The following is a 16,160-nucleotide window of genomic DNA, read 5'->3' as shown; positions in this document are numbered from 1 at the left end:
GTTACTGGCTCAGCTTGGCCTGCAGCGATGACTGGGCCGCGTAGTCCGGCGCGGAGGCCGCCAGCTTCGACCACAAGGCCTTCGCGCCCTTCACATCGCCCTTGGCCTTGAGCGTCTCGCCGAGCTGGTCCACCGCCGCCGGATCCGTGCCCACCGCCACGCCCCACACCCGGTCCGCCGTGGGCTTGCCCAGTCCCACCAGCGTCCACGCCAGGCCCGCCTTCACCCGCCCGTCCGGACGCAGCGGCATCACCTGCCGGTACGCCTGCAGCGCCTCGTCGTAGCGGCCCATCGCCAGCAGCTCCTCGCCCTGCTCCACCGTCTTCGTGAGCTGGGCCTCCATCTCCGGCGTGTGCTCGACGTTCTGCATCGCCTGCATCGTCTCTTGCGAGATCATCGGCGCCGACGCGCCGTCACCGCCGCCCGCCATCGGGCCACCGGCCGCGCCGCCCATGGGACGTCCGCCCCCGCCCGCCATCGGCCCCTGCGCCATCATCGGAGGCGCCGACGCCGACAGGTCCAGCTTCGTGGCCCGGATGCGGCGGTCCTCGGCGCGCGAGGCCTGCCACTTCTTCATGCCCCCGGCCTTCACCGCCTCGTCCGACATGCGGCCCAGCTTGCGCGCCAGCGGCGTCCGGTTCGAGTCCGGGTACGCCGCCACGAAGGCCTCGAAGCCCTCGTGCGCGGACCGCAGCGCCTTCACGTCCTCGCCCCGCGTCTCGTACAGCAGCGCCGAGCGCCCGAAGAGCGCGTCCCCCTGCGTGGGCGACACCTCCAGCACCCGCTCGTACGTCTTCAGCGCTCCGTCCGCGTCGCCCGAGAGGAAGAGCGCGTTGCCGCGCATCGACTCCACCTCCAGCACCGGCTCCAGCGCCGCGCGAGCGCACGCCGCCGCTCCCGCCGTGTCGCCCTTCTTCGCGCGCTCGGCCGCCGCCGCCGCCATCTGCTCCACCGGCGACTGCGCCGCGAAGCCGCAGTGGGCCTCCGCCGCGCTCGGTACCGGCGTCTTGCCCAGCTTCTTGCGCTGCGCCAGGAACAGCTCGCGCACCGCCTTCGCCTTCTCCTCCGCCTGGAGGAAGTAGGGGATGGCGTCCTGCGCCCGGCCGTTCGTGTAGTAGAGCTTGCCGAGCGACGAGGCGATCTCGAACGTCTTCTCGCGCTCGCGCAGGCCCTGCATGCCGTCGAGCTGTTGGAGCAGCTCCTCGGCGGTGGGCGGGGCGCGGCCCGTCGTGGGCGGGTGGCCCTCGGGCATCTCCCCCGCGGGCACCGGGGCCGTCATGCCGCCGCCGATGGCCGGGTGGCCCTTGGGCAGTCCGTCCGCGCTGGCGGCCGGGGGCTGGGGCTCCGAGCCGAGGGGCGGGTGACCGGCGGGCAGGTTGGAGGGCTCCGCGGCGAGCAGGGCCGCGGCGGCGAGGGCGAGGGCGAGGGTCATCACTCGGTTACCGGGACAAGGGTTTCGGGCCAGCAGGTGGCCGCGCACCGGCGTACTTCCTGCGGCGCGAGTTGGGTGAGCAGCTCCGCCACCGTCATGCCCAGCACCGGGTGCTCCGCCTCGGGGGCGAGCTCGGCGAGGGGCTCCAGGGCGAAGCGGCGCTTGTGCAGTTCCAGGTGGGGCACCTGGAGGTTGGGGTCCGCCACCACCTCACCCTCCCACAGGAGGAGGTCGAGGTCGATGGGGCGCGGGCCCCAGCGCGGACCGCCCGGCGCCCGGCCGAGGTCGCGCTCTATCTGCTTGAGGATGCCGAGCAGGCGCTGGGGGGGGAGCGAGCACTCCAGCGCCACCACCGCGTTGAGGTAGTACGGCTGCGGCGGTCCGACGGGGGCGCTCTCGAAGAGAGACGAGCAGCCCAGGACGGCCACTGCATCGATGAGGGACATCGCCTCCAGGGCGGAGACGAGTTGGGCTTCGCGGTCTCCCTGATTGGAGCCCAGCCCTACGTAGACGGTGGCGCTCAAGGCTCCATCTCAACAGGATTGGCCAGGGTCCCGATTCCCTCCAGCTCCACTTCCACGGTGTCCCCCGCCACCAGCCGGCCCACGCCCGAGGGCGTCCCCGTGCTGATGAGGTCGCCTGGCAGGAGGGTCATGATGTGGGAGATGAAGGACACCAGGCGGGCGGGCCCGAAAATCATGTCCGAGGTGCGGCTGTCCTGCTTCACCTGCCCGTTGACGCGGCAGAGGATGTGCAGGTCCGCCGGGGACAGGCCGGTGACGATCCAGGGGCCCGCGCATGCGAAGGTGTCGTAGCTCTTGGCGCGGGTGTGCTGAATCTCGCGTTTCTGGATGTCGCGCGCCGTCACGTCGTTGATGCAGGTGACACCCCAGATGGCGCGCGCGGCGGTGGCCTCGTCCACGTTCTTCAGCCGCTCACCGATGAGCAGGCCCAGCTCCGCCTCGTAGTGCACTTCCTGGCTCGCCTTGGGAATCCGGATGGGCGAGCGGTGCGCGTTGAGCGCGGTGGAGGGCTTCATGAAGATGAGAGGCTCGGGCGGGACCGGCTTGCCCATCTCCTCGGCGTGCTTGCGGTAGTTCTGCCCGATGCACACCACCTTGGAGGCCTCCGAGGGCACCAGCAGCGTCACCGCCTCGAGCGCCACGCGCCGGCCCGTGTCCTGTGCGCCGGCCCACGGCGCGCCAGTGAGCTCCACCACCTCTTCACCCTCGATGCGGCCGTAGTGCGCGCGGCCCTCGTGCTGGGCGTGCTGGAAACGGCAATAACGCGTGGTCATTCGGTCCTCTGGAAGCCGAGCACGTCGGCCATGTCGTAGAGCCCCGGCGTGCGGCCCGTCACCCAACGTGCGGCCCGCAGCGCCCCGAGGCCGAACTGATCCCTGTGGGTGGCCCGGTGGGTGAGCTCGATGCGCTCGCCCTCACCGAGGAAATACACGGTGTGCTCGCCCACGACGTCCCCGCCGCGCAGCGTCTGCACGCCAATCTCCCGCCGCGGGCGCGCGCCAATCTGCCCGTGCCGCTCGAAGGTCAGGTCCTCCTGGGTGCGCCCCAGCGCCTGCGCGAGCACCTCGGCCAGCTTGAGCGCCGTGCCCGAGGGCGCGTCCTTCTTCATGCGGTGGTGCGCCTCGAGCACCTCCACGTCGTAGCCCTCGCCCAGCACGCGGGCCAGCTCGGCGGCCATGCGGATGACCACGTTCACGCCCACGGAGGTGTTGGGCGCGAGCACGACGGGAATGGACTTCGCGCTCGTGGCCAGCTCGGCGCGCAGCTCGGGGGTGAAGCCGGTGGAGCCGACCACCATCGCCACGCCGCGCCCCGCGCACTGGCGCGCATGGGCCACGCTGGCCTCCGCGCTGGTGAAGTCGATGACCACGTGGGCCTTCGAGGACTCGAGCACGCGGCCGAGCTCCTCGCCCACGGTGACGCCGCCCACGTCCTGCCCCACGGCGGCCGAGCCCGGACGCGCCGTGGCGCCCACGAGCTCCAGCTCCTTCGAGTCGCGCACGAGGCGCGACAGCGTGCCGCCCATGCGTCCGGTGACGCCGGTGATGACGGTGCGAATCATGGCGTGGACTCAGCCCTGCACGAGGCCCAGCTTGCGCAGCTCGGCCTCGAGCTTCTTCGCGTTGGGCTCGGTCATGGGCACCAGCGGCAGGCGCACCTCGGGGCCGAACAGCCCCAGCTTGTGCAGCGCCCACTTCACCGGAATCGGGTTGGACTCGATGAAGAGCAGCCGGTGCAGCTCGTTCATCCGCACCTGGAGCTCGCGCGCCCTGGCCAGCTCGCCCGCGCGGGCGGCGGCCACCAGGTCCGCCATCATCCGCGGCGCCACGTTGGAGGACACCGAGATGACGCCCTTGCCGCCGCAGGCGATGAAGGGCAGCACGGTGAAGTCATCGCCGGACAGCAGCGTCAGGCGCTCGCCGCACTTCTCCACCAGGTCCACCGCGCGTGCCAGGTTCCCCGTGGCCTCCTTGAGGGCCACCACCTCGGGGATGTCGCACAGGCGCTGCGCCGTCTCCGGCAGCAGGTCCACGCCGGTGCGGCCCGGCACGTTGTAGGCGACGATGGGGAAGCCCGGGTGCGCCTTGGCCACCGCGCGGTAGTGCTCCACCAGGCCCGCCTGCGTGGGCTTGTTGTAGTACGGCGTGACGAGGAGCGTGCCGTCGGCCCCGGCCTCGCGCACGCGCTTGACGCCCTCGATGGTTTCCGCGGTGCTGTTGGAGCCCGCGCCGCCCACCACGCGCACGCGGCCGGCGGCCTCCTCCACCACCACCCGGACGGCGCGCAAGCGCTCCTCGGGCGACATGGTCACCGCCTCGCCCGTGGTGCCCATGGGGATGAGCACGCTCGTCCCGCCGGCGATCTGCTGCCGGACGAGCGCACGGTAGGCGTTCTCGTCGAGCGCCCCCTCCCGGAAGGGAGTGGCGAGCGCGGTCATGGAGCCTTCGAGAGTCTTCATACCGCGGCTTATACGTTCAGGGCCGCTCGCCGCGCCAGAGGTCCTCGAAGCTCTCCCGCTCGCGCACCACCCGCCAGGCCTCGCCGTCCACCAGCACCTCGGCCGGCCGGGGCCGCGAGTTGTAGTTGGAGGCCATGCTCATGCCGTAGGCCCCGGCGGTCATCAGCGCGTACAGCTCGCCCTGTTTTGGGAGCACCAACTTGCGCTGGCGGGCGAGCACGTCGGTGGACTCGCACACCGGGCCCACCACATCCACCTCCACCTCCTTGCCGCGGCGCTGCACCAGCGGCTGCAGGCCGTGGTGGGCGTCATAGAGGGCGGGGCGCATCAAGTCGTTCATGCCCGCGTCCACCACGACGAACTGGCGGGCGGGCGTCTGCTTGCGGAAGAGCACGCGGGTGACGAGCACCCCGGCATTGCCCACCACGAGGCGGCCCGGCTCGAAGATGACGGTGGCGCCGGTGTCGCCCACGGCCGAGAGCGTGGTGCGCGCGTACTCGGCGGGGCTGGGAGGCGTCTCCTCGGTGTAGGTGATGCCGAGGCCGCCGCCGACGTCCAGGTAGCGCAGCTCGTGGCCCTGGGCGCGCAGCTCCTTGTAGAGCCCGGCCATCTTGGTGAGGGCGGCCTTGAAGGGCGAGGTGCGAGTGATTTGCGAGCCGATGTGGCAGTCGAGCCCCACCGCCTTCAGGCCCTTCATCTTCTTGGCGCGGGCGTAGAGGGCGGCCGTGTCCTCGAAGGGGACGCCGAACTTGGACGTCTTCAGGCCGGTGGAGATGTGACGGTGGGTGCGGGCGTCCACGTTGGGATTCACACGCAGGGCGAAGGGCGCGCGCTTGCCCTGGGCACGGCCCACGGCGTCGAGCAGCTCCAGCTCCTCGGGGCTCTCCACGTTGAAGAAGAGGAGGCCGGCGGAGAGGGCCTGGGCCATCTCCTCGGCCGTCTTGCCCACGCCGGCGAACACCGTCTTGCCGGGCTCGCCGCCGGCGGCCTTCACGCGCGCCAGCTCGCCGCCGGAGACGATGTCGAAGCCACTGCCCTCCTGGGCGAGCAGCCGCAGCACGGCGAGGGTGGAGTTGGCCTTCACCGCGTAGCACACCAGGTGCGGGTGCTCGCCGAAGGCCTCGGTCACCACCCGGAAGTGCCGGCGCAGGGTGGCGGTGGAGTAGACGTAGACAGGGGTGCCCACCGCCTCGGCGATGGCCGGCAGGGGCACCTCCTCGGCGTGCAGGACACGCTTACGGTAGGCGAAGTGATTCACGGAGTCCCAGCGTCGGGTGGAGGAAGCGAGGGAGACAACGGGCCGCGCGGCGCCTCCGCCGGCGGCTGTGTCTCGGGAGTGGAGGGCGGGGGCGGCCGCGGCGGGCGGGGATTGCCCTTGATGCCACAAGCCGCCAGCCCCACGAGGCCGAGCAGTACGACGAAACCGCGCAGCCGGTACATGAACGTCTCCTGCCTAGAAGCGGATGCCCAGCGTGCCGCGGATGGCGTGGGCCGTGGCCAGCTCGCGCTGGTTGTCCGCCTGCAGCTCCTGCAGGCCGCTGAGCGGGAAGAGCACGGACCAGTCGATGCGCGCCACGAAGCCGTCCTCCGTCTCGTAGCGGGCGCCCAGGTTCGTCTCGATGCCCAGCATCCGGCTGGTGAAGGAGGGCGTGGACTCGGCGTAGATGGCCTGCGAGTAGATGGCGCTGCCGAAGACGTCGAAGCCGTGGGCCAGCGAGTAGCGCAGGGTGGGCTTCACGTAGGCGGCGTCCGTCACGGTGCCGATGAGCTCGCGCCACAGGATGCTGTCCACGCGGTAGGCGCGGTTGAAGCGGAAGTTGCGGATGTAGCTGTCGACGCAGCCGCCGCCCTGGCCCAGCTGGCCGCAGTTGAACTGAGGACCGTCGAGATCGCCCGGCTGGGTGAAGGGGGTGAGGGCGCGCGGCGGACGCTGACGGCCCGGATAGGCGCCGAAGCCCGGAGCCCGGTCACCCGAGGCGAAGCCCACCTCCAGCTGGATGTTGAGCTGCCCGTTGAGCAGCCGGTACTCGCCCACCGCCGCGCCACCGAACGACACCACGTCCAGCCGCTGGTTGAGCGTGGGCTCGTTGGCCTCCAGCGGCGTCTGCGCGCGGTTGTTGATGGAGCCCACGTAGGCGGCGAGCTCGAACTCCACGCGGAACTTCTTCTCCTCGTAGCGCAGCCACACGTCCGGGATGTAGAGCGTGGCGTCGCGGGGCACGAACACGCTCGGCCCCACCGAGCCATCCGCCGGGTTGTACGTGGGCAGCGAGGTGTAGAGGCCCGCGGAGGCGTAGCGCTGGGTGCGCCAGCTGAAGTGCACGCCGTAGTTGAGCACGCCCTGGTTGTTGTCCAGCTTGGCCTTCGTCTGCTGCGGGGTGTCCCGGCGGGCAATGGCCAGCACCCAGCTGTGCACGTCATCCGCGTTGGTCAGGTCCACCGGCTGGCCCTGCGTGCCGTTGGGGTACGCGTAGCTGCCCTCGCTGTTGAACTCGAGCATGGGCGTCACGTAGAAGCCCTCGAAGGGCTCGGTGACGAACATGACGCGGTCCACCACGTCCCCGTAGTCGCACTCCAGGCAGTTGCCGTCGTTGCGCAGCAGCCCCAGGCCCCACTGCGCCGTCATGCGGCCGAAGCGCAAGAGGCCCACCGGCGTGGACACCTCGCCGTAGGCCTCGCGCACCATGAGCGAGTCCTTGAGCGCGTTGAGGGCCGACCTGGGAGCCGTCTGCCCGTCGTTGAAGACGTCGAAGAGCTGGAAGCCGTCGTTGGGGAAGCTGTTGTTGGGCGTGGAGCCCATCAACACGTTGTCCAGCACGTCGATCTGCGCCTTCACCCGCACCTCTTCCGAGATGTTGAAGGTGGGCTCCAGGCGCAGGCGCATGTCGGCGCCCGCCAGCGTCTTCTCCGTGGGACGCCCGGACGGGTAGAGGCGCCGGTCCTGAATCTTCCCCAGGTCGAACTGGTAGAAGAGGTTGGGACGCAGACGGTAGTAGCCGTCCATGGTGAAGAGCTCCAGCTTGCGCTTCTCCTCCGTCCACTCCTCCTGCCAGTCACTGGCGAGGGACTGGGTGGCGAGCTGCGCGCGGATCTCCTCCCGCATCTCCTGCTTGGCGGCCTCCACGCGCTTGTCCACCTCCTGGCGGATGCGCTCCTCGGGGGAGTCGGCGGCCGGCTCCGGGGTGGCGGGAGCGGTGGTCTCCGGGGCGGCGGGAGCCGGCGTCCCGGACTGGGGCGCGGGCGTCTGGGCGGTGGCCGTGGCGGAGGCGACGAGCAGGGCCGCCAGCAGGGCGTTGGACGACATAGGGGGTTCTTCTCCGGTGCCGCGCGAGTGCGGCGGGTGCAAAGGGCGGGCGAGTCAAGCGGACCCGACGGGGGGTGTCAACGACGGCGAGCACCCGTCTTCCGGCGTCCGTCCGGGGGTTTACGGCCAGGAGTCTTCGGTTGGCACCGCGGGCAGCAATGGGTGGTGCGGCCTCCCTGGGCGAAGGATTCCACCGTCGTGCCACAGCGGGCACAGGGCGTCCCGGCGCGACCGTAGACGAGGAAACGGTTCTCCGCACCGTCCTCCAGGTACGCGGGCTCCTCGCCCTGCTGCTCCTCGAGGCCAAAGGTGATGGAGGCGTGGATGGCCTCGGCCAGCCGCCGCCACTCGGCGTCGGTGAGCGAGCCGGGGGCGCGCGCCGGGTGCAGGCCCGAGCGGTAGAGCGCCTCGGCGGCATGGATGTTGCCGAGCCCCGTCACGCGCCCCTGGTCCATCAGCGCCACCTTCAGCTCCTGGCGCGAGCCGCCCACCGCCTCCTTCAACTGCGCGGCGGTGAGGCCATCGGCGAGCGGGTCCCTCCCCAGCTCCTTCACGGCGTCCAGGGCGTGCAGGCGCGAGGCGGCGCATGGCTCCAGGCGCCCGAAGAGGCGCGAGTCGGCGAAGTGGATGACGTCCCCGGAGTCCAGGTGGAAGCGGGCGCGGCTGTAGGGGACGGGGGCGCCCTCGGGGCGGCGGACGAAGCGGCCCGTCATCCCCAGGTGGCCCAGCAGGCCCCTCCCCCCCTCGAAGGTGAAGAGGAGGTACTTTCCACGCCGCTCCAGGGACACGAGGCGCCCCTGGAGGAGGGCGAAGTCCTCCCGGCGGGCCTCGCGGAACACCCGGGTGTCATCGGCCTCGGCGCGCACCACGCGGCGGCCGTCCAGCCAATGGACGAGGTTGCGCCGGGCGATTTCGACTTCTGGAAGCTCGGGCATGGCGTGCGCGGAATAACACCATGCGCACCTGGGACGCATTTCTTACTTGTTGCCGCGCGCACATCTGCGCGAAACAACCCCCTGAAAGGCGGCGCCCCCCCGGTACAAGGGGACGCCCTTCTTCACTTCACTTCGCTCCCCGTTTGGAGGCCCCACATGGCCGACATGCCGCAGAAGAAGTACTCGCCGATGCAGTTCACCCACCTCAAGGGACTCAAGGGCATCAGCGACGCGGTGCTCGAGTCGCACTTCAAGCTGTACGAGGGCTACGTCAACCGCACCAACAAGCTCACCGAGCTGCTCTCGGGCCTGCAGGCCAAGGGCGAGGCCGCCGGCTCCAACCCGGCCTACGCCGAGATGACCCGCCGCATGGGCTTCGAGTACAACGGCATGGTCCTGCACGAGTACTACTTCGGCAACATGAAGCCGGGCGGCGCCACCACGCCGGGCGGCAAGCTGAAGCAGGCCATGGAGCAGAGCTTCGGCTCCTATGAGAACTGGCTGGCGGACTTCAAGGCCGTGGGCACCTCGCCGGGCATCGGCTGGGCCATCACCTTCCAGGATCCGCGCACCGGCTGGCTCTCCAACCACTGGGTGACGCTGCACGAGAACGGCAACATCGCCGGCTACACGCCCATCATCGTCATGGACGCGTGGGAGCACGCCTTCGTGCCGGACTACAAGCCCTTCGAGCGCGCCAAGTACGTCGATGCCTACTTCCAGAACATCGACTTCGAGGCCTGCGAGTCGCGCCTGAAGAAGTAGTCCTCTCGGGCAGCTCGCTTCCCGGCGGCGGGGGGCTCCTCACGGGGCCCGTCCGCCGTCGTCGTTTCGGGGCCCTGGCGCCCCACGCCCTCACTTCTTGCGGCGCGTCCGGGCCGGGGGGCTCCCCGTCGTCTTGCGTCCCGGGCCTCCGGTGGGCTCGCGGGCCTCGCGCGCCGCCTGCGGGCGCAGCCGCAGCGAGCCCCCCTTGGAGAGCTCCGTCACCTCGCCGCGCACCACTCCCCTCCCCACCGCGGGAGTCCTCGCGGCCGCCCTGCCCGTCCGGCGGGCACGGGGGGCCTCGGGCACCTCCCGCGGCTCCTGTTTGTGGGCACGCCGGTCGAGGAAGGCCAGCAGCCGCTCGCGGTACGTGTCGTGGTAGCGCTGGGGCTCGAAGCCAACGGTGCGCGCCTCGATGGCGCTGAGCACGGCCTCCACCTCGCGCTCCACGGGACGGGGCCCGGGCAGGGACACCTCGGAGAAACTCTCCTGGGGGATGACCTCGTCCGCGTAGTGCAGCGTGGAGAGCACGAGCCCCCGCCCATGCGGCCACACCACGCACAGGTGCCCCTTCATGTGCATCACCAGCCGGCCAATGCCCGCGCGGCCCGAGGCCCGCAGCGCCATGGCCAGCGTCGCGTACGGCTTCCACGCCTGCTCACCCGGCAGCACGTGGTAGGTGGTGTCGAAGAAGATGGGATCGATTTCCGAGAACTCGACGAAGTCCTCCAGGTCCACGGTGCGGCTGGCCTGGGGATCGAACGCCTCGAGCTCGCCGCGCGTCACCTCCACGTAATGGCCCGGGCGGAGCTCGTAGCCCTTCACCACGTGCTCGAAGGGCACCTCCTCGCCATCAGCCGAGCACACGCGTTTCTGCTGGATGCGGGCACCATCCGCGTCGTGCAGGAGGTTGAATTGCACCTGCCGCGCCGACACGGCGCCGTAGAGCCGCACCGGGACGTGCACGTGCCCGAAGCCGAGCGAGCCGGTCCAGACGGGACGAGACATGGGGGCCTCCCTGGGGCACCCGACGGGGCGCCGTCTCCTAGATTCCGTAGCGCCCGGAAGGACGGCAAGGCACTGCGCGCGCACGGCCGGGGGCCCGCCGGGACGGCTGCCCGCGCGCGTTCCATCCAGGTCCACACATCCGGCACGCGAGGCTTGCCGAGCCCCGGGGCGCTGAGTACGACGCCCGGTCGTCTGGCAGCACCACGCGACGAAAGGCGGAATCATGAGGCGGATTCTCTCGGCGGTAATGACCCTCTCGCTGGCCCTGGGTTTCACGAGCGGTTGCGCGTCGCTGAAGAAGGCGAACGTGGGCCGCACGGCGGCGGCCATCCTCATCTCGGATCAGCAGGAGAACCAGCTTGGCCAGCAGGTGAAGCAGGAGCTCGAGACGAAGGAGAAGATCAAGTACCTGGAGGACCCGGTGGTGGTGGAGTACGTGCGCAACGTGTCCACGCGCCTCCTCCAGCAGGCCAACAAGGACCGGCAGGGCGTGCAGTGGAAGGTGAACGTCATCGATGACCCGAAGACGGTGAACGCGTTCGCCACGCCGGGCGGCTACCTGTACGTGTACACGGGGCTGCTGCTGGCGGCGGACAACGAGGCGGAGGTGGCGGGCGTGATGGGACACGAGGCCGGGCACGTGGTGGGCCGGCACTCGGCGCAGGCGATGATGCTCCAGTACGGCGAGCAGGCCGTCATCGACGCGGCGCTCGGGAAGAACACGGGGACGGTGACGCAGATCGCCGCGAGCCTGGCGGGTACGGGCGCGGGCCTGGCCTTCAGCCGGAGCAACGAGACGGAGGCGGACGAGCTCGGCGCGAAGTACACGTCCGCGGTGGGCTACGACCCGCACGCGCTGGAGACCTTCTTCCAGAAGCTGGCGGCGCAGGAGGGCAAGACGCCGGGCGTGTTCAAGTGGCTGAGCACCCACCCGCCCAGCGCCGAGCGCGCGCAGCACATCAACGCCTATATCTCGCAGCACCACCTGACGGGCTCGGACCTGGGCGCGGACCGCCTGGCCCCCATCAAGGCGCGCCTGAAGAAGTAGGCCCTCGGCGCCTTCAGTGCAGGGGGGCGTGCTCGTCGCGCTCCCCTGGCGTCCGCTCGCCGGGAGTCTCCTCGACCTCGGCGGGAGGCTCGACCTCGGGCGAGGCGCGCCCGGCCAGACGATGGCGCCGGCGCCAGAAGGCGAGCCGCTCGCGGCCCGTGCCCTGGGAGACCTCACCCCGGATGCGCGGCGCCTCGAGGGGCGGGGGTTTTCCTTGCGCCCGGGCCGCCTCGGCCTCGGCCTGCTCGAGCACGGCATTCACCTCGCCGCCGAGGATGAAGATGAGGCCGGTGACGTAGAGCCACAGCAGCAGCACGACGGCGCCGCCGATGGAGCCATAGGTGACGTTGTAGCGGCCGAAGTGCTCGACGTACTGGGTGAAGCCCCAGGTGGAGAGCAGCCACAGCACGCTGGCGAGCAGGGCCCCGGGCGAGAGGAACTGGTAGCGGTGGCGCACGGCGGGCAGGCGCCAGTAGCACAGGGCCAGCACCAGCATGACGAGGCCCGCGGTGAAGGGCCAGCGCAGCCACCGCCACACGGCGTGGTAGACGTTGAGCATGTGGAGGTGGTTGGCCATCCACTCGCCCAGCTGCCCGCCCAGGAGGAACAGGGCGAAGGCCAGGGGAATGACGAGCGAGCCCGCCACCGTCATGAGGATGGCGAGCCCCTGCGTCTTCCAGAGGGGCCGGTACTCGGGGACGTCATAGGCGAGGTTGAGGGCGCGGCGCAGCGCGTCCACGCCGCGCGAGGCGGACCAGAGCGCCACCAGGAGGCCCAGGGTGATGAGGCGCGGGCGGGAGCTGGTGACGAGCGCCTCGAGGTGCCCGCGCACCACCTGCAGGGCCTCGGCGGGCATGAGGGGGCCGAGCCGCTCCACCATGGCGTCCACGGCCCCCGGGGCGAAGGGCAGGTACGCCGCGAGCGTCACCAGGAAGAAGAGGAAGGGGAAGAGGGCGAAGAGGAAGTAGAAGGCCAACTGCGCCGCGCACTCGGTGACGGCGTCCTCCTGGAGCTCCACCCAGAGCCGCCGGAAGAACTCGCGCCACGACAGGTGCCTGGGCTTGCGGAACGGCATGGCCTCCTCCGCGTTGTCCCGGGTTGAGCCGAGAAGGTGGTCACGGGTGGGGCTTCGCGCAGCGGGCGGCCGGTCGGCCCCTCGGCATCCCCTCGGGGATGAAGGCCTGCTAGCCTTCCCCTCACCATGCATCCGCTACCGCTCGTCATCCTCCTGACGCTCGCCGCCGATCCGGACCGGACCATCCCCGTGGGGTGCCGCGAGGACTTCGCCACCTGCCGCGAGGACTGCACCATCGACTACGGGGGCAGCACCTCGAAGTACCGCCTGCTCACCCAGTGCATGGAGCGCTGTTCGCACGAACAGAGCGAGTGCACCACCCGGCACTACTCGCTCCGGGACGCGAACCTGGATTCGATGCCCCAGCGCGAGCGGGACCCGGCCATGCGGGAGCCGTCACACGACGACGACCTGCGCGACAGCGACAACGTGAAGCCCGCGTCGAGCACCGCGAAACCGCCAGACGGGGTGCGCCGGGGCGTCTACCGGGCCTCGGAGGGGGAGCCCGCCGCCCAGACGGAATCGGCTGAGATGAAGGAGCCGGTCAAGATGAAGGACCCGGAGCCCGAGCCCGAGCCCGAGCCGGCCCCCGCGCCGAAGCCGTCACCGGCGGCGCAGTCGAAGCGAGCACCCGCCGCGGCGAAGGACGATGAAATCCGCATCTTCGACGATCCGGAGCCCGAGCCGGCCCCCGCGCCGAAGGCCGCGGCACCGAAGCCGTCGGAGCCCCTGCGTCCGAAGCCGCCCGCGGAGCCGAAGAAGAAGGACATCTCGGACTGGGACCCGAACGGGAAGTGACCCCAGCCCCCCACCCGATGACCCCAAAATCCCTCCCTCGCCCTCTGGGAGAGGACCGGGGTGAGGGTACCCGGGCCCCGGGTTGAACCCGTGCCCTACCCTTCGGCGATGGAGACGGGGGCCTGCTCCTGGGAGGAGACGGGAGAGGCCCGTGGGACGACGGGAGCGCTCTGCGTGAGCCGCACCCCGGCGAGGACCAGGCCGCCGCCGAGCGCCAACTCCCAGTGGAGGGACTCGCCGAGCAGCACCCAGGCGGCGATGGCGGTCATCGCGGGCTGGAGGTTGGAGAAGATGGCCACGCGCGAGGCGGACACCTGGGTGAGGGCGTAGTACCAGATGAGGTACGCCACCACGGAAGTGAGGACGGCGAGGTACGCGATGCTGCCGAGCGCGGGAAGGCTGGCGGAGAAGGTGCGGGCCGGAGCCAGCGCGAAGGGCATGACGGGCACCAGGAGCAGGGTGGCGGCGACCATGCTCCAGGCGGTGGAGCGCACGGGGCCATGGGCGGCGGCGAAGGGCCTGCCCTCGGTGGTGTAGACGACCCAGGCGGACACGGCGGCGAGGATGATGAGGTCGCCCACCAACGAGCCGCGCGCCGAGGCCAGTCCGCGCCCGAGCAGCAGCACCACGACGCCCGCGAACGCGGTGAGGATGCCGGACGTGGCGCGGGAGGAGGGCCGCTCGTCGCCGCGCGCGAGGCTCAGCAGGTACACGCCGAGCGGGGTGAGGGCGTAGAGGAGCGCCGCGTGGGCCGCGGTGGAGCGCGACAGCCCGTAGAAGAACAACATCTGGTTGATGGGGCCGGCGAGCATCCCGAGCATCAACACGCGGCGCCACTCGGAGCGCGGCGGCAGCTTGGGGCCGGGCGTGAAGGCGAGCAGCAGGCAGAAGACGAGGGCGCACAGCAGGAAGCGCCAGAGCACGACGGTGATGGGGGGCAGTTCCTCCATGGCGCGCTTGCCGGCGAGGTACGTGCCGGAGTTGATCATCACCTGGAGGAACAGCGCGGCGTACACCCTGCCGAGCGGCGCCTGTCGCGGAGAAACTGCTTCGGAGGAGGATGCGCCCATCGCTCGGGGTCACGTATCAGACTGGCCGGGGGCCCGGAACACCACGCGGCGCTTCGAGACGTCACGGCGTTGCAACTGTCCTGTAGGAGCGCAATGCATCCGCGCCCTCCCGCGCGGGGCATGGGCGCGGTGCGACTCACCGTGAAGGGAGCGCGAAGAGAAACGCCCCGGCCTCCACGGGGGAAACCAGGGCGCGTCCACATCAAGCCCGGCGAGAGCGGGCGGACACCCTTACGGCGCGCCGCAGGCGAGCCACTCGCTGAGCTTCTTGCGCTCATCGTCGGTGGGCTTGGTGCCGTTCTCCGGCATCTCGGTGTTGGTGCGGTCGGGGCCGGAGCCCGCCCACGCGTCGATGTTCTTCGCATCGGCGCGGATGCCGCTGGCGGTGTTGTAGTCGTGACCCGCGGGAGCATCCTGGCGCGCGGCGCCGGAGAGCGTCGTGCTGTGGCAGCGGGTGCAGTACTGGTCCGCGAAGGGCTTGCCGAAGTTCTCGTAGCTGAGCTGCGTGCCTCCCGTCGGGCAGGTGGCGCCGGTGGGGCCCGTGTCCTCGCCGCAGCCGGCGAGCATGAGGACGGTGGCGCCGCACAGGGCGGCGAGCAACGGACGGAAGTGCTTGGACATCGTCAAACTCCTGAGAGGCAGGAAGGGCCCCGGATGGGGCTGGCACTGGCATATCGAGAAGCGGCGGGAAGGGACAGTTTCCCGCCGCGCTACGCGTCGAGGTGACGGAGGGCCCACTGCGCGGCGTGGCGCACCTGCTCGCTGGGGTCCTCGCGCAGGCGCTCCAGCAAGGGCCGGGCCTCGGCCTGCTTCGTGGCGCCCAGTGCGTACACGGCATTGCGGCGCAGCCCGTCGTACTTGGCCCGGGCGAGCGCGGTGCCGGGAATGAGCTGCTCGTACTGCTCGGGGGTGAGCGCGGCCAGCTCCATCACCCCGAGCTCCGCCACCGCGCGGGGAGCGAAGCGCTCGTTGGGCGTGAATACGGGGCTGCGGTTGAGGGGACAGACGTCCTGGCAGATGTCGCAGCCGAAGATGATGTTGTCCATCTCCACGCGGAAGGACTCGGGCACCTCGGCGTGGCGGTTCTCGATGGTCTGGTAGGAGAGGCAGGCGCGGGCATCCACGCGGCCCCCGCCCAGCAGCGCGCCGGTGGGGCAGGACATGATGCACTTGCGGCAGTGGCCGCAGCGGTCGTCGGTGGGGCCACCGGCGTACGCATCCACCTCGGCATCGAGCACGAGCGCGGACAGCAGCACCCACGAGCCATAGGGCTCGGTGATGAAGCACCCGTTCTTGCCCACGTAGCCCAGGCCCGCGCGCGCGGCCCACACCTTCTCCATGAGCGGGCCCGAGTCCACGCTGCCGTAGTGGTGCACCTCGGGGTACGCCTCGGAGAGCAGCTTGCGGTAGGCCTTGAGCTTGTCGCGCAGGGTGGAGTGGTAGTCCCGGCCCCGAGCGTAGCGGGCGATGGGCGAGCCCGACGCGCGCGGCTCATCGCGGTAGTAGTTGGTGGCGAAGGCGATGACGGTGCGCGCGCCGGGAAGGAGCAGGGAGACGTCCAGCCGCTCGGCGGCCCGGGTACCCAACCAGTCCATGTCCGCGGCGCAGCCGGCCTCGAGCCAGCCCAGGAGGAACCCGGGAGGAATGGGCTCGGCGCGCGCGAAGCCCACGAGGTCGAAGCCGACCTGTGCGGAGAGTTGTCGAAGGTGTGCGGTGGGCAGCGGACTCACGGTTCCCCTACATAAC

Annotated in this window: 16 protein-coding genes; 3 read left to right on the top strand and 13 right to left on the bottom strand. The window is 70.9% G+C overall.

Annotated features, from left to right (window positions below; all coding sequences use genetic code 11):
- Position 1: 1 nt before the first annotated feature.
- The 8 genes from ACJ8AN_RS06080 to mutM form a co-directional block, all read right to left on the bottom strand.
- The gene (locus tag ACJ8AN_RS06080) at positions 2-1,432 is read right to left on the bottom strand and encodes a hypothetical protein (protein ID WP_407754284.1); all 1,431 of its coding nucleotides are present in this window, start codon (positions 1,430-1,432) and stop codon (positions 2-4) included.
- Positions 1,432-1,956, bottom strand: a complete 525-nt coding sequence (folK, locus tag ACJ8AN_RS06075) for a 2-amino-4-hydroxy-6-hydroxymethyldihydropteridine diphosphokinase (protein WP_407754283.1) — start codon at positions 1,954-1,956, stop codon at positions 1,432-1,434. The genes ACJ8AN_RS06080 and folK overlap by 1 nt, the downstream gene beginning before the upstream one ends.
- The gene (locus ACJ8AN_RS06070; RefSeq protein ID WP_407754282.1) at positions 1,953-2,729 is read right to left on the bottom strand and encodes a fumarylacetoacetate hydrolase family protein; all 777 of its coding nucleotides are present in this window, start codon (positions 2,727-2,729) and stop codon (positions 1,953-1,955) included. Before ACJ8AN_RS06070 ends, folK begins: the two co-directional genes overlap by 4 nt.
- Complete coding sequence (gene dapB, locus ACJ8AN_RS06065) at positions 2,726-3,517, bottom strand: 4-hydroxy-tetrahydrodipicolinate reductase (RefSeq protein WP_407754281.1); 792 nt, start codon at positions 3,515-3,517, stop codon at positions 2,726-2,728. The genes ACJ8AN_RS06070 and dapB overlap by 4 nt, the downstream gene beginning before the upstream one ends.
- A 9-nt stretch (positions 3,518-3,526) precedes the next feature.
- On the bottom strand, positions 3,527-4,414 hold the full coding sequence (gene dapA / locus ACJ8AN_RS06060) for a 4-hydroxy-tetrahydrodipicolinate synthase (RefSeq protein ID WP_407754280.1): 888 nt from the start codon (positions 4,412-4,414) through the stop codon (positions 3,527-3,529).
- A 16-nt stretch (positions 4,415-4,430) separates the two neighbouring features.
- The gene (gene lysA / locus ACJ8AN_RS06055; protein WP_407754279.1) at positions 4,431-5,672 is read right to left on the bottom strand and encodes a diaminopimelate decarboxylase; all 1,242 of its coding nucleotides are present in this window, start codon (positions 5,670-5,672) and stop codon (positions 4,431-4,433) included.
- 195 nt (positions 5,673-5,867) lie between these two features.
- The gene (locus tag ACJ8AN_RS06050; RefSeq protein WP_407754278.1) at positions 5,868-7,718 is read right to left on the bottom strand and encodes a TIGR04551 family protein; all 1,851 of its coding nucleotides are present in this window, start codon (positions 7,716-7,718) and stop codon (positions 5,868-5,870) included.
- Between the two features lie 77 nt (positions 7,719-7,795).
- Positions 7,796-8,653: a bifunctional DNA-formamidopyrimidine glycosylase/DNA-(apurinic or apyrimidinic site) lyase gene (gene mutM / locus ACJ8AN_RS06045; RefSeq protein ID WP_407754277.1), complete on the bottom strand. Its 858-nt coding sequence runs from the start codon at positions 8,651-8,653 to the stop codon at positions 7,796-7,798.
- Between the two features lie 156 nt (positions 8,654-8,809).
- Between mutM and ACJ8AN_RS06040 the strand changes: the two genes are divergently transcribed.
- Positions 8,810-9,418 (top strand): superoxide dismutase, encoded by a 609-nt coding sequence (locus tag ACJ8AN_RS06040; protein ID WP_407754276.1) that lies wholly within the window; start codon positions 8,810-8,812, stop codon positions 9,416-9,418.
- 90 nt (positions 9,419-9,508) lie between these two features.
- Here the strand turns inward: ACJ8AN_RS06040 and ACJ8AN_RS06035 are convergent, their stop codons facing one another.
- The gene (locus ACJ8AN_RS06035) at positions 9,509-10,423 is read right to left on the bottom strand and encodes a Ku protein (RefSeq protein ID WP_407754275.1); all 915 of its coding nucleotides are present in this window, start codon (positions 10,421-10,423) and stop codon (positions 9,509-9,511) included.
- A 223-nt stretch (positions 10,424-10,646) separates the two neighbouring features.
- Here ACJ8AN_RS06035 and ACJ8AN_RS06030 point away from each other — a divergent pair, with 223 nt between their 5' ends.
- Positions 10,647-11,471, top strand: coding sequence for a M48 family metallopeptidase (locus ACJ8AN_RS06030; protein ID WP_407754274.1), 825 nt, complete (start codon positions 10,647-10,649; stop codon positions 11,469-11,471).
- A 13-nt stretch (positions 11,472-11,484) separates the two neighbouring features.
- Here the strand turns inward: ACJ8AN_RS06030 and ACJ8AN_RS06025 are convergent, their stop codons facing one another.
- On the bottom strand, positions 11,485-12,546 hold the full coding sequence (locus ACJ8AN_RS06025) for a YihY/virulence factor BrkB family protein (RefSeq protein WP_407754273.1): 1,062 nt from the start codon (positions 12,544-12,546) through the stop codon (positions 11,485-11,487).
- Between the two features lie 126 nt (positions 12,547-12,672).
- Between ACJ8AN_RS06025 and ACJ8AN_RS06020 the strand changes: the two genes are divergently transcribed.
- Entirely contained in the window at positions 12,673-13,344 is a 672-nt protein-coding gene (locus ACJ8AN_RS06020) for a hypothetical protein (RefSeq protein WP_407754272.1), read from the top strand.
- A 95-nt stretch (positions 13,345-13,439) separates the two neighbouring features.
- Here ACJ8AN_RS06020 and ACJ8AN_RS06015 read toward each other — a convergent pair whose 3' ends face one another.
- From ACJ8AN_RS06015 to queG, 3 genes are all read right to left on the bottom strand, one after another.
- Positions 13,440-14,414 (bottom strand): DMT family transporter, encoded by a 975-nt coding sequence (locus ACJ8AN_RS06015; protein ID WP_407754271.1) that lies wholly within the window; start codon positions 14,412-14,414, stop codon positions 13,440-13,442.
- 231 nt (positions 14,415-14,645) lie between these two features.
- Complete coding sequence (locus ACJ8AN_RS06010; protein ID WP_407754270.1) at positions 14,646-15,035, bottom strand: c-type cytochrome; 390 nt, start codon at positions 15,033-15,035, stop codon at positions 14,646-14,648.
- An 89-nt stretch (positions 15,036-15,124) separates the two neighbouring features.
- Positions 15,125-16,144, bottom strand: coding sequence for a tRNA epoxyqueuosine(34) reductase QueG (gene queG, locus ACJ8AN_RS06005; RefSeq protein WP_407754269.1), 1,020 nt, complete (start codon positions 16,142-16,144; stop codon positions 15,125-15,127).
- Between the last annotated feature and the right edge of the window lie 16 nt (positions 16,145-16,160).

Origin of the sequence: Archangium sp. (assembly GCF_045802675.1) — a bacterium.
Lineage (GTDB): Bacteria > Myxococcota > Myxococcia > Myxococcales > Myxococcaceae > Archangium.
The sequence above is the reverse complement of the archived record's forward strand: the minus strand, read 5'-3'. Positions and strand labels throughout refer to the sequence as shown.